General features: G+C 39.1%; 13 protein-coding genes and 2 pseudogenes. 4 read left to right on the top strand and 11 right to left on the bottom strand.

Annotation, left to right across the window (positions count from 1 at the left end; genetic code table 11):
* Position 1: 1 nt before the first annotated feature.
* Positions 2–1,354, top strand: coding sequence for a DNA phosphorothioation-dependent restriction protein DptG (gene dptG / locus AC5YB3_RS01725; RefSeq protein ID WP_219233676.1), 1,353 nt, complete (start codon positions 2–4; stop codon positions 1,352–1,354).
* Positions 1,335–8,588: a DNA phosphorothioation-dependent restriction protein DptH gene (gene dptH, locus AC5YB3_RS01720; RefSeq protein WP_393940505.1), complete on the top strand. Its 7,254-nt coding sequence runs from the start codon at positions 1,335–1,337 to the stop codon at positions 8,586–8,588. The genes dptG and dptH overlap by 20 nt, the downstream gene beginning before the upstream one ends.
* A gap of 674 nt (positions 8,589–9,262) precedes the next feature.
* Here dptH and AC5YB3_RS01715 read toward each other — a convergent pair.
* From AC5YB3_RS01715 to AC5YB3_RS01675, 9 genes and pseudogenes are all read right to left on the bottom strand, one after another.
* A pseudogene (locus AC5YB3_RS01715) lies at positions 9,263–9,655 on the bottom strand (class I SAM-dependent methyltransferase); the annotation flags it as partial.
* A 15-nt stretch (positions 9,656–9,670) separates the two neighbouring features.
* Positions 9,671–10,639: a hypothetical protein gene (locus AC5YB3_RS01710; RefSeq protein WP_494526436.1), complete on the bottom strand. Its 969-nt coding sequence runs from the start codon at positions 10,637–10,639 to the stop codon at positions 9,671–9,673.
* A 354-nt stretch (positions 10,640–10,993) separates the two neighbouring features.
* The gene (gene dndE / locus AC5YB3_RS01705) at positions 10,994–11,365 is read right to left on the bottom strand and encodes a DNA sulfur modification protein DndE (RefSeq protein WP_393940500.1); all 372 of its coding nucleotides are present in this window, start codon (positions 11,363–11,365) and stop codon (positions 10,994–10,996) included.
* On the bottom strand, positions 11,365–13,380 hold the full coding sequence (gene dndD / locus AC5YB3_RS01700) for a DNA sulfur modification protein DndD (RefSeq protein ID WP_393940497.1): 2,016 nt from the start codon (positions 13,378–13,380) through the stop codon (positions 11,365–11,367). Before dndD ends, dndE begins: the two co-directional genes overlap by 1 nt.
* A gap of 7 nt (positions 13,381–13,387) precedes the next feature.
* Positions 13,388–15,019, bottom strand: a complete 1,632-nt coding sequence (locus tag AC5YB3_RS01695; RefSeq protein ID WP_219233671.1) for a DNA phosphorothioation system sulfurtransferase DndC — start codon at positions 15,017–15,019, stop codon at positions 13,388–13,390.
* Positions 15,016–16,098: a DNA sulfur modification protein DndB gene (gene dndB, locus AC5YB3_RS01690; RefSeq protein ID WP_393940494.1), complete on the bottom strand. Its 1,083-nt coding sequence runs from the start codon at positions 16,096–16,098 to the stop codon at positions 15,016–15,018. Before dndB ends, AC5YB3_RS01695 begins: the two co-directional genes overlap by 4 nt.
* A gap of 108 nt (positions 16,099–16,206) precedes the next feature.
* Positions 16,207–18,234 (bottom strand): DNA phosphorothioation-associated putative methyltransferase, encoded by a 2,028-nt coding sequence (locus tag AC5YB3_RS01685; protein ID WP_494526435.1) that lies wholly within the window; start codon positions 18,232–18,234, stop codon positions 16,207–16,209.
* A 7-nt stretch (positions 18,235–18,241) separates the two neighbouring features.
* Positions 18,242–18,832 (bottom strand): hypothetical protein, encoded by a 591-nt coding sequence (locus AC5YB3_RS01680; RefSeq protein WP_393940488.1) that lies wholly within the window; start codon positions 18,830–18,832, stop codon positions 18,242–18,244.
* 811 nt (positions 18,833–19,643) lie between these two features.
* Positions 19,644–19,943 (bottom strand): tyrosine-type recombinase/integrase, encoded by a 300-nt coding sequence (locus AC5YB3_RS01675; protein ID WP_494526434.1) that lies wholly within the window; start codon positions 19,941–19,943, stop codon positions 19,644–19,646.
* 127 nt (positions 19,944–20,070) lie between these two features.
* On the opposite strand from AC5YB3_RS01675, the pseudogene AC5YB3_RS01670 reads away from it, so the two are divergent.
* Positions 20,071–21,248, top strand: a pseudogene (locus tag AC5YB3_RS01670) (IS3-like element ISSba5 family transposase).
* Between the two features lie 14 nt (positions 21,249–21,262).
* Here the strand turns inward: AC5YB3_RS01670 and AC5YB3_RS01665 are convergent.
* On the bottom strand, positions 21,263–22,078 hold the full coding sequence (locus AC5YB3_RS01665) for an aminotransferase class IV family protein (protein WP_494526433.1): 816 nt from the start codon (positions 22,076–22,078) through the stop codon (positions 21,263–21,265).
* An 80-nt stretch (positions 22,079–22,158) separates the two neighbouring features.
* Here AC5YB3_RS01665 and AC5YB3_RS01660 point away from each other — a divergent pair, with 80 nt between their 5' ends.
* The gene (locus tag AC5YB3_RS01660) at positions 22,159–22,512 is read left to right on the top strand and encodes a MerR family transcriptional regulator (RefSeq protein WP_259585607.1); all 354 of its coding nucleotides are present in this window, start codon (positions 22,159–22,161) and stop codon (positions 22,510–22,512) included.
* A 343-nt stretch (positions 22,513–22,855) separates the two neighbouring features.
* Here AC5YB3_RS01660 and AC5YB3_RS01655 read toward each other — a convergent pair whose 3' ends face one another.
* The gene (locus AC5YB3_RS01655; protein WP_494526432.1) at positions 22,856–23,671 is read right to left on the bottom strand and encodes an SDR family NAD(P)-dependent oxidoreductase; all 816 of its coding nucleotides are present in this window, start codon (positions 23,669–23,671) and stop codon (positions 22,856–22,858) included.
* Between the last annotated feature and the right edge of the window lie 10 nt (positions 23,672–23,681).

Below are 23,681 nucleotides of genomic sequence, written 5' to 3'. Positions count from 1 at the left end.
TTTGGATAATTTCACTATTATAGATTCATCAATATCGTTTGTAAAAAAAAGCATAGAAGACAACAACGACTCCGCCTATAGCAACAAAGCAGAACAATATTTACCAATTGGTCCTCAAACCTTAAAAGATCACAAATTGGATTGGGAGCGTGTATATCAAGTTTTGATGGAAGATCTCTTCCAATTGTCAATGGGTGATCGTGATAAAGAAAAACTAAGGGAAGAGATATTAGACGGTTTTCGTAGTGCAAGGGATACCAGAGAGCTAGTGGATATTATTGACGAGTTATATTTATCCTCAAACGCCATTAGAAAAATCACTCCTTTAGCTTACCTTGTTGCAGCTCAAGACACATTAACATCTAGAACTGAGACAATGATTAACATTGTTCGTGGCTTATTAATTTCTTCACTGCCAAAAGCACCTAATCATAGTGGCAACAATGCATTAGAAACACTTCTAATAGAGAGAGTAAATCAACTTAGCGTTCATATACCATTCAAAGAAGAAAGAACTACTTACTTGCCATTTTTAGCAGAAGCATTCACTAAAGACCTCCATACATTAGCAACTAAGCCAAGTTACTTTTTAAGCGAGCTGGAAAGTTTTATAAAACTTTATAGTTTTCTTTATTTGACACAGTTAACCATTCATATTTGCCTGCCAGGAAATAGATACAACATCCCTACATCTAAACCCTTATTTTTCATTTTAGAAACAGAACGAGCTAGTAGAGAACGGCATGAATGCAATCAGTATGGGTATGATTACTTTTTCAGCAGCACAAGAGGAATTGCATCGAATCTTTTCCCTATTTTAGGTTACTTAAGTCGAATATCTGGCAAACCCAGCTGGGAGATTATCAAAGAAGAAAGTACCGAATATACATCTAAAGTAAACAAATTTAATTTTGAGTTGGCTCATTTATTTGGGGAAGAGTATAAACCTGATGATTCCTTTGAGAAGGCTCTAAATACAGGTGCTGCATTTCAAATACAAATTTTTCAAGAATCATTAAAAAATTCTAAAAAAGGCTCTCGTAAAACTGCAAATAAAAGAGTGATAGAAATATTTGAAAAAAAATTTGCAGCTGGCTTTATCGCTGATCGTAAAGCTGCAGGAAAGTACTTCGTGGTAAATTCAAGCATCCTTCTCTTGCTTACTAACATGATAATTGGCTGCTCAAATCAAAAAAAACTACTTATTGATGATGTAATTGAAGGGTTAAAAGAGCGCGGTATTTGGCTAGATTTAAAATCCAAGAAAGCACTCCTGAAATTTTATGAAAATGTCGGGAATATAGAAAAACTAAGTGACAGCGGGGATGCAGTATATGTCAAAGCTACTATTTGAGGAATTTTTGGCCAGATTATTTTGTCAATATATAGAAGCATCAAACTCTATTGATACCAAATATCATTTTGTTAGTTCTAATCCTGCTCAATCTCTTCAGTTGTACAACGGTTTTAAAGTCCTTAATTTCAAACCGATAACTATTGGGGATTTAAGCTTAAAATATATTGAAACCGATAATGGAAAGAAAATTATTGTCATGCTTCATCACTTGGGCGATCAAGACAAAAATAGCAGCCATGAGGATTATATTGCCGGAGTAAGGGACGCTATCAATGATATTGATAATGCAGTTCTCTTTGTAATAAATAATAGTTCTTTAGAGACTCTGACATCTACATTCACTGATGTAAGCTTAAATGAAAGTGTGTTCACTCCACAATATGTTAATCAAGCTCTGGTGAAATTAGGCTCAGGTCACAAAGACGAATTAATTTTTAAATACCTAGTTGCCAATGTTGAGCAGAAAATTAGAGATGAGAATCTAAGTATATTTGGATATCAACCTCTTTATTATTCGATTGATAAAGACAAGATCGACTTGAGAGAACATGGATTATTTCTTGAACCAAGATTATCAGATATTCACAATGAAAAAGAGTTGAAGAAAGAGTTAGATAAAAATCATAGTCTATCAAGAGTAATACGCTCAAGAGTTAATGACTTTAATGATGACCCAGCTGAACTTCAACGGCAGTTAGAAGATGTGGGCTTAAGCGAGCGTTATATTGCAGAGAACTTTCTACGTCAAAATAGAGATAAGTATAAAAATGAAACCTTTTCAAATATTGAAGCTGAAATAGAAAAAAATAAAGACAGGAAGCTAGATGTTACAGAAATTGAGCTTAACGGGAGTAAGCTAGAAGAATGGAAGAGACTTTCTGGAAGCTTGTCTGCTAGAAAAAATATATCCTTAATCGGTGAAGTCGAGTTGAGGGATATTGATTTAAAAATAAAAATGTTAAGAGGTGAACCCTTACTCAAAGCTGAGGAAGTAATAATTCATGGCGATTTAAAACAGAATCAAATAAAAATAAATACTTCTAACCACGAACTCCACTCAACACTGAATGTGCGAATCCCATTTGATGGGCAACCTATATTTATTCAAATAAAGCTTTATCGACCATCTCAAAGAGAGTGTTTTCAATTCAATTGTTGCTTTGTCGAAAAAGAACGATTTTATATAAAAAATTATTTTGAAAAGTTAGAAGTCGAAATAAAGAGAAATAAAGGGAAGCTTATTCTTGAAAATGTTCAGGGTAAGATGCTTATCAATCCAAATGGCAGCATCGTTCATGCCTTTTCTTGTGCTGATACTGAAATCAATTGCGATGACCTTCAGTGCATCGATTTTCGCGATACTGATGAAAATGAAGTTATTGGTGATTTTGAGTTACTTTCAGGTGAATATCATCTGCCCATGGTTATTACTGGTTCAAAAGTTGTCGAAAATGTTAAACTTCCAAGTTTATTTGATAGCCAAAGAGGCTTAGATATATTTAGTCAGGATAGAATTCCTAAATATAAGCCAACAACATCTAGAGTGATAATATCTGGAAGAGAAAAAGAGTTATCAGTAAAAGCAAAAGAGTTATGCTCCTTCGAATATAAAATGCTCGACGGGGGAGTTTTATTCTTCGATGAGAATGCTTCGAATACCTTATATGTTACTGATATTGAAGATGATTTTCCTCGTATCGCTAAGGCATATAAAGCTCTATTTTCTTGGTTGTCTGAGCATGAGACTCTCATTTCTATTACTAATTGGCCAGCGTCTTTACTTAGTCTTGTTGAAGATATATTGGCTAGCATTCAAGACGCATTAATAAATATTCCTCAAGGAGCATTAGCTCATAAGTCTCGAAAATTACTTGAAATAGGTATTATACGCAAAGTGAATGAAGAGTTTTTTACTCCTTTTCATCCGCTATGCCTCTCGTATGCTTTTGAGTTTGCAAAACTAAGAATGACGGATGAAGGCAACTCGTTTAGCCAGATACCAGCGACAACCATAGATAAATTTAATGCAGGAGGTTTATTGCCTGTGTTATTTGATGAACACTCAAGTTTTGTGAGAACTCAAGCATTAAGTCATAACAAATTGTGGCTTGAAATAGCACCTCAATTAGAATCAGGTGATAGCTATGTTTCGTCCTTAGTATATGAGAAAGTTCAGGATTTTGTAACATGTTTTGAAATGTTATTTCAGCAAAGTGAAGATGCTCCTCTAATCATCAATTCAATAAATAACCAGAAAAATACACAAGTATTTAAAGGAATATTAAATTACTATAAAAAAGCAAAAGGAAAGCTAAAGAAAATTCGAGTGAATGTGTATGACGACAAGTACTTCACTACAGCATTTGAAGAGTTTTCTGAGTCGAGGAAAATAGAAGAATTACGAGAGTTGGTTCGTTTGAGCGACTCAGATAAAGAAGCCGTATTGGATGACTTAATATTCAAAGTCAGGAAAAACCTAACAGTACATAAAGTGAGAGAATTCGATAATTACGATTATGCTCATATAAGTTTTTTTAAGAATATCGAAGAAGTTACATTGCGCTCAAATAATGTAAGTGCAGGGAAATCTGGGATTGTTTGTAACGGCATTTTATCTGGTGAAGCTTCATATTTAGAAAATGAGGTTTTTTATACTGGTTTTGGATTGAAAAATGTAAAAGTAGACAATTTTACAATACGACTAGCTTCCTTATACAACCAGTTGTTGCTAGCTTATCGAGATAAGGCGGGTAAATATATCCATGGCAATGTTCCTGTGCTTGCTGTCCAGGATACTTTTAGACATCATTTATCTAAGTCATATGACACTAGCATATGGACTTGTATTATCGACCCTAAAGTTACGTTGGAATTCTTTGATACAAAAGAAACTATATTAATTCATTATGCAGATCAATACACTAACTCAGTTGCCTATGATGCGATAACGGTATCTTCACGAGTTGGATTATACAAAGACTTATTGCAAAGCCAGTCGGATGAATTGATCAATTCCTTCAATGCACTTAATGGGCAATGGTTATTGAATATAGTTAAAGAGTCTGGCAAGAAAAAAACTGATAACACAGAAAAACAAATTAAAGAAAAACAAGGAATTGTTGCTGCTTATAAGTTTTTATCTAGCTTGCTCTTATCAAGTGATCTTACCTGGGTTCCTTTATCCGTTGGAGAAATGCTGAGGGTTACTGGAAACCTCGGTCTTGAAATAAGAGATCATGATTTTTCGGCAAGATTGCATAATAAGTCTAAAGGAGCTCTTTCTGACGATATACTATTTGTAGGTATTAGGGATGAGGAACTTGTATTACTTCCTCTTGAGGTTAAATCAAGAAAAACAGGTACTGACTTTGCTAAAGCTATACAACAAGCGAAAGCGTTATCTGAACACATGAAAAGGTTGTTAGGGCCAAAAACTTTCAAAGGGAAGGTATATCGCTCGCTTTTTATTCAGCAAATACTTACTCAAGTCGATAAGTTTGAGTTGTATAATGTTTTTCCAGAAAGTTATTTTTCAAACTTACATGAGCTCTCTGACTCTTTGTTGATGGGGAATTACAATATTTGTGACATCTCTAACTATCCACAAGGAATTGCCTTAGCTTTTAATGAAGGTATGGAGCGTCAGCGAATAGAAAGTGAGTTGGATGAAGAACTAAATGTACTTAAGGTTAGACTCCCACAAGCTTTTGTGAAAATGCTTCATGAAGAGTCTATACAAGCTCTTTTCTCAAAATTTAAAGATAGATCAGCTTATCCAGAAATAAGCAAGCTTAGTTTACTTAATAGTGAATTGAAGAGTTTCGTAGTCGAGGAAAAAAAGAGTGAATATGAAGATGAGTGCTCTACAACTTCCTCATCGATAGAAAGTTGTGAGTCAATTGAACCAAATTTTGAGCAAAGTAAAAGGGGGCCAGAAGCTGAATTTGAATACCCTGTACATTTAACAGATATAGTTGGAAAGTTACTAAATCTCTACCAACGTGATATTTCCGTTTCAGACGTACTTTTCTTATCTGAAAATGATCTTGAACAAATCGAGAATTTTGAATCTTCTGATTTATTATCTTTTTACCGTCTCAAAGATCTCCTATCAAATCATAATGTCGAAAATACTATTCCACATGCACCAACAAATGATGACTCATCAAAGTTAAATTTGGTAAACGTTACTAGTGAATATAGGGCTTTAGTTAATACCTTACTTAGGGAATTTGGGGAGAATTTAAGTATTAACCAAACATTGGAAATAGATATACCAACCCTAGAAAATATAAATGGATTTGGAAGAGGAAAGGTAAGAAAGTTTCTTGAGTTTATCGAGAAATTAAAGAAAAACTATTTCTCTGTAAATTCAACGGACGAAATAGTAGCAATCGAAGATTTTGATTTGCCATTAGATGAATTAGAAAATTACTTAATTAGTGATCTTCAAAATTATTTTTTACAAGATAAAACGAGAGAAAATGACATTTTATCTCGAAGATTAGGAGTTAACTGTAATAGTGAAACTTTGGAAGAGATTGGGCAAAGCTATGACATTACTAGAGAAAGAATTAGACAAATCGAGTATAAAGCTAAGAAAAATTTTATAGCGAAGTTAAGCATATCCCCGAGAGTTATCTGGGCCATCACAAAAAGTAGTTTGAGCGAATTAAGATCGCCACTATTCCCATCTCTAAGATCATACTTTGGTTCAAACAGAAGTTTCTATTCATTCTTAGAAGTTTGTTGTGGTCTCAATGAAAACGAAATTAAAAAGGTAACAACGCCCAATCTAAATAAGACAGAATTGGAAGAGTTTTGGGCTTGGAACAAATCACCTGCAAGTATTGAAGACTTATCTTGGCATTTACATGAAAACATGAATGTTGAACTTGCAGTTGCAGAGAACCAGATATCCACTTGGATTCAAGACGGAGTCTTGCAACTAATCGAAAATGATCAAATAAAACCACTAGCGTTAGCAAAAGTACCAGGCATTACTAACGCCATTTTAGATTTCCCTAATGGAGATGTATGGGCAAATATTCAAACCCATGCTAATGCAAAGTCGATAGCGAGTTCTCAATATTCTGAAAAGCGACTTGAACCCAATCTCATGCGAGCCGTAGATAAGGAATATGTATACCAAAGTGGTAGAGGCACATATCGACATATTAAGTACTTAAATATCAACGAAGATGATAAAATGCGGATTTTAAGTGTAGTGCTATCAAAGTTAAATGAATGCAAACATGCAGGAAGAGAATCAGTCAACTTATCAGTTGATATTTATCAACGAGCTAACTTGTCCGATGATTATTTTTTAGTAAGGCATATCGTAAGAGCTTACGGTGAGCCAGAAGGAATATTTTTTAATGGTAAATCAGGTGCTGATACTGTTAGCCTGGCTTCTAATTTTAGTTTAGCGTCTCAGAAAACAGTATTGATTGAACTTTTCGAGCATTCCCTTTCGCCTTTATCTAAAATAGAAATAGCTTCTAAAATTAGGAGCCAATCTTTAGGACATGCCGCATTCTACTTAGACAAATTATTAACCGACGGTGTAATCGTAAGGGTTGATGAAACTCATTATTCACACATCAATAACGCATTCACGGAAATAGATATAGAGGAAACATTACAACTTGCTTTTAGTTTTGTAGATAGTGAATCGAGGATTATAGAGGGTGAAAAAATTCAGTCTTATTTGAATAGACATTTAGACAAGGAAAATAATAAATATTTCTATCTATCACTATTGAAAACTCATGCTTTAAACTATAAAAAAAGTTATTTCTTTGCGCACAACTTGGTATCTCAGCGGGAAATCGGATATTCAGGGCTTGCTGAAATTTGCAGGGAATTATTAGGTATAGCATCGACAAGAGCTGAAGCTATTGAGCTCGCAAAAAATAAACTATGTATTCATGAACATATATTAAAGAGATGTTTTGACCAAGTATCAATAACGAATCGGACCGATGGTTTTAGTACCTTTTCATTAAGTGACATTAAGAAATCAGACTTACACAATAAAAATGATAGTGAGCCACTTAGCAATATTGAAATGGTTGAACAAGAATTAACTTCTTATTCTGCAAATAATATTAATATTGAAGATTGTAGAATCCTAATTGGGCGAGCAATTGACAACCTAAAGCCTGTTTATTGGGAATATGGTAATAAGGATTTAGCAAACAGACATTTAATCGTTTTCGGCCGCTCTGGCCAAGGAAAAACCTATTGTATTCAAGGGTTATTGATGGAAATGGCTAAAGCTAATTGCAATTCTTTAGTCATAGATTATACCAATGGCTTCCTGCCCAATCATTTGGAAAGTGAGTTCAATGGATTCGTTAACCCCAAATCCCATTTTCTTGCACAAAAACCTTTAGGAATATCGCCGTTCAGAAAGCAGAAACAAGATTTTGGTGGTGTAATACTAGAAGAACAAGACCATATCGTTGCGGCACGTATTGCTTCCGTCTTTAATCAAGTCTATTCATCTATCGGGGAGCAGCAGCTAGCCACATTGATTAATGTGTTAGAAGATGGTGTCCATCGCCATGGAAAACAATATGATTTCGACTGTATGCTAGATGATTTGAGAGAAGCAGGACGAACGGGGGAAGCGTTAGCCAACAAACTATCACCTATGGTGAAGTCGAAATTATTCAACAATGATACTTCTCAGAATTGGCAAACCATCTTTAATGATGGTACATCACGCACCAATATTGTTCAGCTTGCATCGCTATCAAGAGATATCATGCAGCTAGCTACAGAGTTCACCTTATGGGATTTATATTCTTATGCTTGTAGTTACGGCAATAAGTCTAAGCCAATCCCGATTGTTCTAGACGAGGTACAGAACTTAGATCATCGCTTAGAAAGTCCGTTGGGGAAAATGCTTACAGAAGGTCGTAAATATGGTATTTCCCTGATACTGGCCACTCAAACTCTAAGTATGTTATCCAAAGATGAGCAAGACAGACTTTTTCAAGCGTCACATAAACTCTTCTTTGCACCAGCTGAGACTGAAATACAGACTTATGCAAAATTACTAGAACAAGCTGTACCAGGCACTAGTCGGAAAGTATGGTTGGACGAGCTCGCCAAGTTAAAAAAAGGCGAATGTATATCTGTGGGCTTGCATATGAACGAAGGAGGTTTTGTTGAGCAAGGGGCTAAGGTAGTAAAAGTTGCTTCACTAGATAGTCGTGAATAAGTTTCATTGACCTAGAGTACATCTTATATCTTTATAAGTAGATATTTAAATGTACTCTAGACCATTGCACACGGGATGACCTTCTTTTCTGGCTTTATCTCGCCAACGATACAAGTTTAGCACCGCAATGCTTTCTTCCCGAGCAACCTTTGCGAACGTTAAATTGTGTGGCGGTAATAATTTTTAAGGTTCGAGTCCTTACGTTATGGTGAATACCGAGCCATATCGTACTCTCTTGCCGCACCCTGTGTCTTTAAAATAGGGGTGACAAAAATCCTGACACAAGGGCCCACTACATACCAGCTTAACAATAATTATCAGTTATTTCGGCCTATAGGGAAAAGGGTATTTGCAAAAGCAACTTTAGTTTTGTTAGGACGTGGATTAGGTATCGGTGACGCTGTCAGTATTCATTTAACTGCCAACTTAGATTTATTGAGGAAAGATTGGCATTACATTTTATGGGATCTAATAGCTGATACTATGTATTATGATCGTAAACAAAGTTGCGCTCGCAGAATCACAACTTTTAACCTTGGCGGGCCATTATCCTCAAACGAAAGCTAAAAAAGAACAACTTGACGCTTTGCTTTGTTCTAGAGGATTTTGTTTTTATCATAATTATTTTATTTAACAATGAATTATAAAATATCACTATGAAAATAAGCCCCATGCTAAAGAATTCCTAATAAGGAGGGCTTTTTGTATAAGTAATTTACAAAAGTTTCATTGTTACTCAATATACTACCTGATTCCCATACTTCAATTTTGACTAACTTATATCTGGTAACTAGTAGCTCATGTATATAATCACTGCTATACGTGTAAAAGTCTCGCTCTGCAGCCTTTGTGTTATCAATCTGCTTTTTCAGTGAAAAGTAAAAATGCCCACCAGATGTTAATGCACTTAATAGTCTAGATATTGCGGCCTCAAACTCGGATGGTTTCAAGTGCAGTAGTGAAGCGCATGCCCAGATCAAATCAAAGGTAGATGGGTAATCAATATCAGTAAAGTTCTTTTGTTCACAAAATGAGAAGGGGTATTGGTTGCACAGTTCAACCATTTTTGATGAAGCGTCGAATTACAAAACTTTAAAACCTTTTCGGATAAAGTATTGAGTATCTCTACCTACGCCACAACCGGCATCTAGCACACTGCCACCGTTTGGGACGTAAGCTCGTACTTTTTTATAGATCTCTTCCATATCTAGCGCGATAGTCGAGTCGAAATAACTAGTTGCGTTAGTATCATAAAAAGCGATAGTTCTATTTTTTAAAACCTTTGGTTTTTTGTCATCTGTTTTTTTTATTAACCTCAAAAGCTTTGATATTTCACTATTAATCGCACCATTTATTTCTAATGGGAATACAATACTTTCCAGAGCTTCGCTTTGGCCATGAAGTTTTCCTTCAGCCGCAGTTTTTATTACTCGATAATGTGCTGCAAGTTTTCCAAGTAGAATATGCAAAGCTGGGTTATCTACATAACCACTTTGAGATTCAATAAGGTTTATCACCTTATCTGAAATGCTTAGTATATGTTTAAAGAGTTCTTGATCACTTTTTTTGAATCTATCCAAGCCTTGCTGTGTATTATCCGGTTTATCAGTAAGAAATCTTAATGTTCTAAAGTAACTACCTTCTGCTTTAAGTTCTTTCTTTTCTTCTAACGCAAAGTAGGAGTAAATAACTCTCGACTCTTCCAGTAATGAATTTAAAGGCCCATAGAACTTTTCAATCTTTTCCTTTGCCTTTGCCACTCTGTCTAAATGCTTGTCACGTTCTAATAATTGAATCTGGTGCTTGGAGTCTTTTGAATATTTTCTAATTGTTGAGAGAGCAACAGCTAGTGAAAAGATAACGGTTAAGAAAGAACCAACAGCAGTTATATCAGTACCCCAAATTGTTGATGATGGTTTTGAGCTCTGCGGCTCGCTTTTTATGATAATCAGCTCTTTCGAGGCAGAATCTTGATGCTCCGAAGTATGTTTATCTGCAATAATAACATTGTTATGAAAGTGGCTATCTGTTTTTACAACTTGTTCAGGCATTTCTAGACCTTAATTTTTGGAGAATTAGAACTGAAGTTATTTTCAGATATTATCGCTACGGCAACGTGAGCTGCCCAAGTAACCAACAGCTCATGATCGTGAAAACCTAGATAACGCTGCTTTAACAGCTACTCTGTCGTAAGTTGGGCCATACCAGCATGGTGGCTTTTTCCAGCTTTAACGTACCGTTTAACTGCACTTGTTGGCTTTTATCGTAAACAAAGCCAGCTTCAATTGATTTAACAAATCTAACCTGACAGACGCCACTAAAAAAGGATAATTGTCAGATCTAGTTTGAGATACTACGTATTAGTTAGTGAACTAGCATTTTAGCGTATAGATTATACAATGCCGCTAACCTGCAATTAATTGTTTATTCGATAAATTATTCCCAAATTCTAATAGTGTCTTATGATTCCTCAACCCTGCAATTCCATCCTCAACATGTGCCGCCCAAGCTTGCTGTAATTGTTTAGCATCTAGGTTTGGGTAGTACATTTTAAGCAGTAATTCCGTGAGCTCAGCTGTATCGCCTAGCCAAGTGATTTTATCAAGCACTAAACTGCCATTAAGTTTGGCTTCTATGCCTGCATAGCGAAAATCAGACTCAATCGAGCAGAAAAATGCAATTCTGGCCGAGACATTCGGGGTCACTCCTGTATTGGCCTTTAGTTTTTTTAACTGCTCTTCAGTGGTTTGATTCAGGTTCATGCGATTCGGTAGCATTAAATTGCATCCTTTGTTTGCTGGCCCCAGAAGTAACCCTCAACGACTTTTGAGGATTGGCTGACACTGTCAAAACTGATTTCGAATCGATGTGAGATATCGTCTTTAAGACTATCGACATAGGACTCATCAATCTCAGTGTCGGTAGAGAGGATAACTACTTGATGGCTGGCCTCTGGGAAATAGTGCTCGACCAGTTTATCTCTGTGCTTTGAGTCCAAACGTCCTAGCGGGGTATCGATAATCACTGGCAGATTTCTACCTGATGTTTTACCTAGGGCCTCAAGAATAGATATAGCATAAATCTGCTTTTCTCCCGCAGACATGGCTTTACGGTTCAAAACGTTACCATTGTCATCAATCAATTCCACATCAAATGAAGTGGGGTTGATCGATGCACGGTAATGCAGATCTTCTTTGCGGGCTAGGCGCTGATAAGAACTGAGAAACTCTTTTTCTAATTGGCTAACGCGTAGTGCTGTGAGGCGGGTTGCAAACGCTTCGAGCATCATCAGAGTATTTTGGGCATTTTCAACGCCCTCGGTAGCATTGCTTTGCGCCGTGTGTTTTTCTTGTAGTTTCTGGATCTTACGATTTATGTCCTGTGCTTCACGCAGTGCTTGTTTCGCTTCATTGAGCACATTGCGGTAGTCCATCACGATCTTTTGCTTTTGCTTATCGAGCTCACGGACTTGATTGAATAGGCCTTCTACCTGTTCCTGTGCTGGCGCTCTTGCAATATTGGCCGCAGTTTGTGCTAGTTCTTCTTCGAGTTTACTTAGGCGGGTACGAGCTTGCGTAAAGCGGCGGTAAGAGGCTTTGGCTTCACTATTCACTTTAATATCTAGCTCTCTGAATTCACGCTCTGAAACATCAAACAGTAATTTGTCGTTAGGGATCTGTAACTGGTAATCAGAAAAACAGTCATGAATGGCCGCCATTGCGACTGGAGCCGTGGTATTCAAGTCAAAACTCAGACGTGCTTTTAAGGTGTCGAGGAAACCATTAAGTTCCTCTGTAAAGTGCAATTGCTGTTTTTTCTTTTGTTCAAGCTCTAACTTCGATAGTAAAGCGGCAACGGCTTTGGGGGCGATGGCGATGGGGAGTGACGTTTCCATCTCATGGCGAATGAGTTTTTCAAGCTCAGCTTTTTCTTTTATTAAAAAGTCGGCTTTGCTTTGGGCTGCCTCGCGGGAATGTGCCCATGCGCCGCCTTGGCTTGAAAGCTGAGCTTCTTTTGCTGAAATATCGGTTTGTATCGAGGTGATTTGGACTTTTAGCTGATCAGCTATGTGGCGAAGTTTTTCGCTACGTGCTTTATGCGCGTCACAATTGTGTTCAAGTGACTTTAACTCTGCATGTACGCTTTGGGTGGCACCTTCAACGCCTTTTCGTTTTAGAAAAATACTAAGGTCACTTTTCAGTTTACCGATAACATCTAAGCCAAGTAGACGACGAACAGCGGTTTGCAGAACTTCACCCGATTCATCTTCGGCAAGTTCCGCTATTTTTTCACCATCGAAGAAAAATAAGTCGGCGATACCTGTGGGGACAAGTTCATTCAAAAAACCCTGACATTGGTCATAACTGAGTTCTGACAGAGCTGTGCCATCCTTCTCAAGTGTTAATTTATCTTTTTGCCCTCTTTTCCAGCCACGGATGATCTTGTAGGTGTGCGCACTGCCTTGTTGGTTGTAAATAAACTCCAACTCAATGCTAGCTCGTTCTGCCTGAGTGCCTGGGCCACTGGCTTTGTGAATGAGTTCACTTAGCTGATGGATATAGTCCGTTCCTGAAATGTTTTTACCTAGGGCCTGACGTCCATATAGCGCCAAGCGAATAGCGGTTAAAATTGAGGTTTTACCAGCACCATTGAGGCCACCAAAAAGTACTATTGGGCGATGATGTTGGGCACTGCCTGATGTCCCAATTTTTTTACTTCTGGGGGCAAGGTCAATTTCCTGGGTTCCACGAAATACTCGGAAATTGTTAAGTGTCAAACGTGTAATAATCATAAAAACCTTAAAACTCTTCACTTAACAATCGGTCAAGCTCGGTTAGTTCTTTGTTGTATTCGTCCATTTGCTCTTTATACAAATCCAATTCTATGCGGCTTTGTACGTTGGTATGTTTGACTTTGATATTTTCTAGGCTTCCCCAGTCTTGCTTGAGAATGCTTCCAAGCTTGTCAAACACGCCTACACGACGGCTGAGACCATCGAGGGATACTTCCATTTCGATTAACTTCATCACCATTTCTGATGATACATAATATTCTTGGCTTAAATCGTTAACCAGTTTGGCTTCGACTTTTCCAAAAGAAGCGCTGTCATCTATGACCCAATCGAGATCATAGCCATACACATCTCTAAAAAGTTGTGGCAGGGTATCATTCCAATCAGGCTCGTTCGGATCTCTTAACCAATGCTGCCGAATAGCATGTAATTCAGGCACGGTGATAAGCTCAATCTCGCGACCTTCTTTTCTAAATTGCTTGTCTAGTTGCAGTAGCTGATGGAGCCACTCTTGTCTGTATTTGAGCCAATAGGGCCCTGGCACATGCTTACGCTCGACAGTGATATCTTCACCGTCTTTAGCGTATTGATAACTTACTTTTCCACTTCGGCGCTTATAGTTGCGGTAAATATCCTTGTTTTCAGGAATGGAAGTGTGAGCCAGCACATCTCTGAATTTTAGCAATGGCTCCATCCAGGTTTCACCATTGGCAATTAAGCTTTCCATTGCTCTATCGCGGGTGACAACTGTACAAGTCCAGCAACCAAAACGTGAATTTCCACATGAAGGTGTTGTTTCGTCAATCACCATAGGGCATTCACCTTGGCCAGAGGAATCCTTATAAAGGTTCCAGAGGGTTAGGTTTTTGCTGCCCCAAGGATTTTCCCACTCTAACTCATAATCATCGCGCCAAATATTTTTGATGCCGTAGGCCGTTTCCTTCGACTCTAGACTACACATGCGGAGTATTTTCCAGACATCATCCACACCCCAAGTATCTATGGGCGTATAGATGAAGGCATTGGCTAATGTTGTGTGTCGAGCTAGGCGTGAGCCATCAATTTTATGTTTGGCGATAACCTGTGCACGCGAAGCGCTCTCCTGACTACGAGAGCCTAATACCACTATTACTTCATCATATTTGGATACGGTTTCTTTGATGAAATCGCTGACAGGATCAATTTTCATCCGTTCAGTACACCAGCGGAAACTGCGGGTCGGTGCCGGATAACCTTTGCCTAGCAGGTTAACCCAGAAAGTAGCCTCTGTTTTTGGCGTGACCTTGTGCACAGATATAGGCAACTGATCAAGTTTGGCACCTTTACCTATTGCATCTAAAGAGTTGGAAATGTGATTCACTACGACTGGCGTTTCAACCAGAGTGTCTGAAGAGACAACAAAAATAGGTTTAGTCCGTTGCTCTTTGTCCAAGCCCTGTAATGCCATATAAACCAGTGACATTACTGCGGATGAGTCTTTGCCGCCACTGTAGCCTATAACCCATGGTCTTTTATCTGCTAGGTAAACTCTTTGTACATCTGCGATGTAATGGCTCAGTTTATTATTGGCGAAAGTTTCTTGGCTAATAAAGTTCTGGTATTCCTCTGGGAGATCATCAGAGAGTATTGTAATGCTCATTTATTTACCTGTTTTTCCAGTGTTTTTTCTTCAGGTGTAAGAGGAAGTGAAAGGTGCAGCTTGAGGGCATTACACGTTAACTGGATACATGTGTTCGTTTTGCTGAGTTTACCATGAAGCATGGCGCGTTTGATCCACTCTGGATTGGTTTTTTGCCAGTTGATAGTTTTTAATGCAGGTAATTTCGATTGCCATCCTTGAGGATGCGCGCACAATAAGGCATGACCCATTTGACCAATAGCATGTAAACCTACCCCGTGAGCATGTAAATATTGCTGACGAAGTTGAGCTGGTGAAACGTCTTTATGTTGCACCAATTGCCAGTCCTTCATGTGTTCATTGACGTTTGACCAAAATGCTTCGGCTAATTGTTGCTCCTGTTCAGTAAAGCCATCTTTTGGGCCTTTACCGAGCAAGGCTCTGGTTGCTTGCTTGATACTGCTAAGGGTAAATAGCTTATTAGACTTTGGAGAAATATTAGATTTCTCCATTTCAGTTAGCCCTTTAAAAGGTAAACACTCAGAGGCGAGGTATCTGGCTAATGAGGAGCTTTCATCCCTATGGTCGTACAAGGTGCCTAAAGAGGGACTGGGTTTAACTGCATATTTGTTCAAGTCTGCAAACATTTGCTGACTTCGAGTCAAACCTTCATCTACGTAAAATAATACGGCTATGTTGTCTTGCCCAAGATCTGGATTTTCTTCTAGCGCCTGCTCAATGGCTTTGCGTCTGTGCTGACCATCATTAATGAGGATCTGCGCATCCATGGGGATCTTTAACTGTCCTAAATTGGGGGCTGTTAAGGTTTCTTCAAAAGAGATATGTACGCCTACAGACGCCGTTAGTGCCGAAAAAACGTAATCTTTGGGATTCTCCAGCAAGTACTTTACCATTTCCGGAATCCGGGTTTTGTTAAGTGTTCGCTGAGCACGAAGCTCGGGAGGCACGTCGGCTTCGTTGTAGCTAAATATTTTAGGAATGATTCGTAGCGGGCAAGTCGCTATATAAAATGGTCGGCCAGCCTGAATTCCTCTGACAGCTGGAAATGAATAGCAATAGCCTGAGTCGGAGTCAATCATGTGAAGTATGCCATACAACTAATTAATGACGTAATGGTATGTCATTAATGACATACCTTGCAATTAAAAAGTAATTGAAGTGACGCTGAGTTTGTTATTTTCAATTGCTCATACTGCATGGGTTGATACGATTTGAAACCCCTGAATACGCTTAGATGTTTCGCTAAGTGCTTGTTCAAATTCGGCTCTGGTCATTAAGGTTTCTTCGGTGTTTGTTGTTCCAAGTAGTTTTGCTAGACGTTTATCAAAGCTTTGCTGCTTTTGAAGATGATTGCTGTGTTGGTGGAGATAGAGTGAGCGATTTAACAAAGGCGGTCGCTTTGCTTCATTAATGTAGTCAAAAAAGTCGATTTCCTGCTCGGCCATTTTTATTTTCACGCGTTCCCTTAGAAAGGGGACTGATTTTTCAAAGTCATCATAACCTGTGAGCGTGAGCTTGCCTGAGGTGATATGGATTTTGATCAGGTCAATGTCGTCTAATTCACCATAGAGCTGTAGCCCTGCACCAACATAAACCCTGAGGAGTAACGGGAGTGCTGTGATATGACTCTTGTGCAGAATTATCGAGTGTCCAATGTTAAGTAACGAGGCGGGTAAGCACTGATGTGCTTCATTACAGGCTTGTTCAATCGCTGCAGTATCGGCAATTTTAAACAACAGCTCTGAAGCTTGCCTTAGCGCGGTTTGATGTTCGCCAAAAAACACTTTGATATCCCGCTTTATATTTTCAGGTAGCTGCGTATAGGGTTTGCGTTTTTCAAATTGGGCCATCGCAAAAAATAGCAGCAGGTCTTGGGTGCGTTGCTCTACTGCTTGGTCGTATTCTTCTTGTCCTTGTATCTCAAGTAGAATTCTTAGGGCTTTAGCTGGCGTGCCTACAATGGTTTTAAGGTTGGTAAGTTGTTCAAATTCATCCGTTTGGGGTAGTCTGCCAAGGTCGAGTACCGTTTGCCAAAATGCTGCAAATAACGCTTGGTGTTTGGCAACTAAAAGACGCGCCTTATCACCTTGCGTAATGCTCGGAGGGCTGGAGAGTTGCTTCCATTGTCGGTTACGGCGATAACGGCGAGATAAAAATTGTTGTTTTTCAACCTTATCTTTAAAAATGTAAAAAATGCCAGGCGCGATTGCGATGGCACTTTCATCTAAACTGCGCTCGATAAAAGATTTTATTTCAGCTTGCTGATAGTACTTTTGGAAGGTGTTACGGCTGGTGATGACGCCATCTTTGTAGGGCGTAAATTGAGCAATAAACTCATCATTGGCAAGCATCACGCTGACAACTAGCAGTTTTTCTGTTAATTCCCAGGCACCGAGTAAAGCCTCTAAGCGTTCGTGTTTATCTTCAATCACATTGAGTACAAACCCGAGGTTGACTATGGCGGCTGACGTTTTTTCACCTTCAGGAAAATGATTTGGGTCCCAACCGAATGCATCTAAACCATGGCATTGTAGCTCGCGAAGATCATCGCCTCGTCCGCAGCCGTAATCGAATAGTGAGTAATTGCCGTTAAGAAATCCGTGTTTTGCTAATGATTTCATTGGTGACGAAAGTGAATGGCGTACCAATGCGGTTTTATGGCGGTCGATGTCGTGTTGATCAGTTTCGGGCAACATTGAGGCCCTAAATAATCGTCCATCCATTAATACGTAACCATGTTTGGTTATGTGCGCTTCCCAAGAGCTTTTAAATCCAATAAGCCGCGTGTTTTCATATAAACCTGCTGTTTCCCCTTCAACTGTAATCATCTTAAAGGTGTTGTAATGCGGGTTATCCGCTAACACCAAAAGTTCTTTACGGTGCAGGATGGGTGGATTGTCAGAATCACTATAGTCAACCACTCTGTGACTGAGTTTACCCAAGTCAACACTGATACTTGAGTTGAGTGCCGGATAGGCGTCAGTGTAAAAAGTGGGGTAATTGAGCAGTGATAGCGCAAACTGACGCCTTGAAAGTTTGATGATGTTCCAGGCGTTATTATCGATTTTAAGCGCACCTGCAACTGCCAAGGCAAACTGATAGAGCTGGGCGTTTTCAATCGCAAGCGTATCTCGATGTAAGTAAATGGCTTCGGGGAGCTTTTTGCCCACAGATAAGGCTTCGACATCCTGTAAAAATGCAGTTGCTGTTATCATTTTCACCTCATTTTTTGGGGAGTGTTATTAGCGCATCTAGGGTGAGCTTTTTAGGTATACGTCTGTTATTAATTGTATTTAACCAAATGATTTGCGAACTTTTTTCTGGGCCAATACTAATGTGGATGGGTTTGTCATTTCCATAATAATAAAGTCGATCAAAGGGTAAATAGCTCGTGGCCCAAATTGCAACAGCTTGCGATGAGGTGTTGTTTACCCGTAAATCAATTGCTGCACCAAGGCGAGGGCAGATAGGCTTGCCCTTGGTATTAAGCTCATAGGCGGCATGTTGGTCTAACGTGGGTGCTATTCTTGGGGAAGGATTTTTGCGGATTAAACTTCTAAGTTGTTGCCCACAAAATCCAAACGTGAGTTGTACTGGGCCAAAGTGGTTTGTGATAGGGTCGAGTATTTCTTGTGCGAGCTTTTTGTAGGCTTCCCAGCTTTGCGTTTGCATGGGCAGGTTATCACATTTGGTCTTGTGCCAAGTTTCACCACAGTGAAATAAATCACTAAATCGATAGTAACGGCTACAGTATTCGTCAAGTTTTTCATTTAGCGTTTGAAGTGATATCTCACTTTTCAATTGCTGGGTCACGGTGATTAGTCTGTTGTTTTATTCCTTTGCTATCAGAATCAATGTTGCGGATTAATTTTGCAAACATCTTTTCAAACTTAGGTCATTTCTTATGCCATTTATCTTTATTAGAACGGAGATAAAGTTACAATTAATGTCCAAACTTGAAAAATTTAGTTGAATTAATGGAAAAATCAACTAATGTAAATTGTCTTAAAATACAAAGAGTTGTGAAGTCATTCCTGTTCGCTGATTGGGAACCTGCTTGGAGGCGTATCTTATTGTTCTCCATACAGTTTATGATGATGGAATAAAGTAATGCTTAAGGTAATGCCAAATGTAATGCTAATATTTTAAATTATATATTTATATATTTTTATCAACATATTACGTTGCTAAGTAGACTCCCTCTCTCACCGCCAAATTCTTAAACAAAAACAGCGACTTACGAGTCGCTGTTTCTGTTTTGGGAACTATTTGGGATCCAAATGTGGATTTTAATATAGTTGTTTAGCCTAAAATCTCCCTTCCAATCATTTTTTCCGGTTTTACCTTAGTGATATTCTTTCACTCATTCAGCACTTATCTACCCATCTTAGGCATACATGCAGTTGGTATGTTATCAAGTGTAGGTGTGTAAAAAATCATCTATGTTAGTTCGACAATTTCTAGAATTATTTGATGGGGTGAAAACAACTGAAATGTTGCTTAGCTAATGTGAAGGGAAGAACAGTTGAAATGTTGAAACCAGCATTGTTCCGGTGATTTTTTAGAACCTTAATAATGCTGGATATTGGCATGCTTATTTTATCTAATGTAAGCAGCTCTATAGTTACCCTTGAGCGGTTGTGAACCGTTCAAAAATAGAATTTATCTTTTGGGATGCGCTATCTCGTTCTACTTTGTTTGGAGATTTATTCCATTTAAGATAGTGTTTCTCTGCTGTTAAGACGCTTGCATGGCCGAGTTGTTTTGAAATGTACGTTTGATTAGCACCTTCATTACATGCTAAGGATGTAAAAGTGTGTCGGCAATGGTTTGGTTTTGTCTTGCTGACGTTGATAACCTTCAGAAAATGATAAAAATCCTTTCTAAATTTCTGTTCGTTTTGATAGCTTGTTTGTGTATCCATGCATAGCAAGACGAATCGGACATTTTCTTGTTTGATTTGTTTATAATCCGCACTGTAGTGGCACACTAATTTTGGCCACCTAAATAGAGGTGATATTATTACCTCGTAGATGACTTTAGGTGAACACATGAGATCGACAACCAGAAAAACATTTAGTGCTGAATTCAAACTTGAAGCAGCCCAATTAGTCCTCGATAAAAACCATAGCATCATCGAAGCTGCAAAGGCGATGAACGTAGGTAAGTCCACTATGGATAAATGGGTGAGACAGTTAAAACTAGAACGCCAGAGTGGCACACCAAAAGCATCTCCGATTACCCCTGAACAAATTGAAATCCGTGAGCTGAAGAAGCAAATAGCTCGTCTTGAGGAGCACAATCTTATCCTAAAAAAGGCTACCGCTCTCTTGATGTCAGACTCGATGAACAATTTACGCTAATCAGCGCACTCAAGCAGAGCCACTCTATTCTCACAATTTGTAATGCATTCAAAGTGCATCGAAGTAGCTATAAGTATTGGCTAAAAAGAAAAGAATATATTGATGCAGACTTTACTATTTTATGCAGTGAAGTGAAGGCTGCACATCGTATTAGTCATGGCTCTGCCGGTGCGCGAACGATAGCGCAATTAGTGACTAACAAAGGGATTGGTCTCAGTCGTTATCGAGCCCGTAATCTAATGAAAAAGCTTGGGTTATTAAGCTGTCAGCAGCCTAAGCATTCTTATAGAAAAGCGACACGAGAGCATGTTGCAATCCCCAATACGCTTAATCGACAGTTTGCAGTAACTCAACCAGATCAAGTGTGGTGTGGCGACGTGACGTATGTTTGGGTCGGTAATCGTTGGGCCTATCTAGCCGTTGTTTTAGACTTATTTTCCCGCAAACCTGTTGGATGGGCTTTGTCATTATCACCAGATAGTGAGCTGACCTGTAAAGCTTTGAAAATGGCATTTGAGTGAAGGGGTAAGCCTGAGAATGTGATATATCACAGCGATCAAGGTTCGCATTACACAAGCTTGAAATTCAGACAATTAATATGGCGTCTTCAGATTGAGCAAAGTATGAGTCGTCGCGGGAATTGTTGGGATAACGCACCAATGGAGCGTTTCTTTAGAAGTTTGAAATCTGAGTGGATACCCGCCAGTGGTTATGGGAATTTTACAGAAGCAGATAAAGAGATCACAAATTACATCACTGGATATTACAGTGAGACCAGACCCCATCAATATAATGGTGGGTTAACGCCAAATGAGTCAGAACGTTTATATTGGAATGACTCTAAAACCGTGGCCAATTTTACTTGACCACTACAGTATCTTTAAATTGTGCTAGCGGGTTCAGCCTCGAAGGCTTGATGAAGTAAGCGGATAAACGGCTTTGCTTCTGCTATCGTAACTGTGCCAATAGCGCTGATTGATATCCCTGGGGACCATGAATTCATTACGGCTGCACCTGATAGCTCGCTAAGACGTTTGAGTGTGATTGCTTCGTGGCGTTGTGGAATGTTTAGATGTTCTAACTGTCGTTGAACTATGCTCATCATGGTGCCATTCAATATTTTAGCCTTTGGCCAGATAACTGTTTCGCCATCCCAAAAGACAAGATTCCATATCGTGGCCTCGCTTAAGTGTCCAAGATTATCAACGAAGGCTGCGTCGTCGAAGCCCTTGCGAATAGCTTGGTGTAGAAAGTAAGTTTTACCGACTTCACCAACATGTTTTATTGTCGGTAGTGGTCTCTCATGGTTTATAGCTGCGAGCCTTAACGGGCCATTGGGTCCATTAAAAGGGGCTCCCGTGCGGACGAGAACGGCTGGCTCTACATTCATGCTATCTGCTGTAAATTCACCATGACGTGAGAAGATGGTAACCGTTAATGATAAGTCTTCATGCCCCTCGCCAATTGTTTTTTTGATATAGGACTGCACTAGTTCATCCGGCAAAGCCATCCCAAAAAATTCCACAGATGCCCTATGTAACCGCCTTAGGTGAAGATCTAACCCTTTTATTTTGCCATTTCGTATCTGCATTGCAGTGAAGTGTGCAAATCCCGCGAATGCTAGCGGGGTAAGCTCAGAAAGGTTTACCGGATGCCCATTTAATTGGGCCTGATATGTGCTGATTTCAGTAGACATGTTATTGACTCCTAGTTGAGTTCACATTAAAGAGTCACTATCCTAATCCCTGACAGTACTGTAAGAGTCAAGAGGGTAAAATGAGAATAGGTGAGCTGTCTAAGCAAACTGGCGTGAGTATTCGAATGCTACGTTATTATGAAACGGAAGGGCTACTGAAGCCTATGCGTGTCACAAGTGGTTATCGTGATTACTCAGAGAAAGAGTTACAGACTGTCGAGCGGATAAAGTTGCTTGGCTTGGCAGGTATGACTCTTGCTACCATTAAACTATTTTTACCTTGTGTGAGAGGTGATGGCCCAGTTTTTGAACCGTGTGATGAGTTACGTAATGTCTTACACGAGCAGATTGACCTTTTAGACGCAAAAACAGTTAGACTAGCTCAAAGTCGGAAGATTTTAGCGAGTTTTCTATACGAGATAGAGCAGAACTGAGCGTGTCTTGAATGTTGGTCTGGGGTATAACAACAGTAATAAAGGGTAATTATTCTCATTTGTAGTATGTTTCTGTCTTTAGGCTTGTTTAGTGCAATGAAGGCATGACTTTGTTGAAGCACGTGACTGAATTTTCTTATGTTATTTTTGCTGCTCGTGAAACAGATGAGGATGTTTCAACGACAAGCAAGAAACATATCTTGAAAGCACTTCCCTATAAAGCAGTCGTTGCAGTGTCGTGGCCAACATGCGTTAGCCACGGTTTTCGGCTCCTGAAATGAGTTTAAAGATAAGGTCTGTTTTCCAGAGTTAAGGTGTTGTTAAAGAGTGACATTGCAGATGTTTATAATTTTAAGCCCTTGTTTGAATGAGTATTTGGTCTCAGCATTTTCTCTGCGATAATTAATAAACGCCTGCGTGTTACAAATCTTTGTAGCTGTCCGAGTAGCCAGTTATTGCAGCCGGAGATGATGTAATTGCGATTTTTATCTAGGGCATTGAGGGCAATAATGACCACTGCATTAGCCGACATTCTTTTACCAACCGATGCCTCTTTAGCATTCACCACGTCGAAAAATGCCGTTTCCGTTGAGCCGGGACACAGTGCCAATACACGTACTCCACGCTGTCTATTTTCTGCCCATAGTGCTTCGGAGAAGGCGAGGAGAAAGGCTTTAGTCGCACCATATATTGCCATATATGGATCCGGTTGCATCCCAGCGGTTGACGCTACATTTATCACTGCGCCGTTACCGCGCTTCAGCATCGCAGGGAGTAGCGCATGCGTCAGCTCTATCGGCACTAGACAGTTTATGTAAACCTCTTCTTTTTGTCGTATGAGTGGAATCTCATCGAAGACACCATAGGTGGCAAACCCAGCATTGTTAATTAATAAATCAGGTGAAAGTGTCGCTTCCTTAAGCTTTGCAACAATCTTTTTGCAAGCGTCAGGTTCTCCTAAATCCTGAATGATGATCATTGTAGTAATACGGTGTTTTTTTGTTAGCCTGTCAGCTAATGCTTCAAGTTTGGCCTGCGAGCGTGCGACTAAAATAAGTGATACGCCGCGAGCAGCAAGGTGCTCGGCAAAGGTTAGTCCTATTCCTGATGAAGCTCCCGTGATCAGCGCTATTTTTCCTGTATAGTCAAAAGGTTTCATGCATGTTTAT

Source organism: Shewanella sp. 1311, assembly GCF_059338235.1.
Note: the sequence above shows the minus strand (reverse complement) of the source record. Positions and strands in the feature narration are given on the sequence as shown.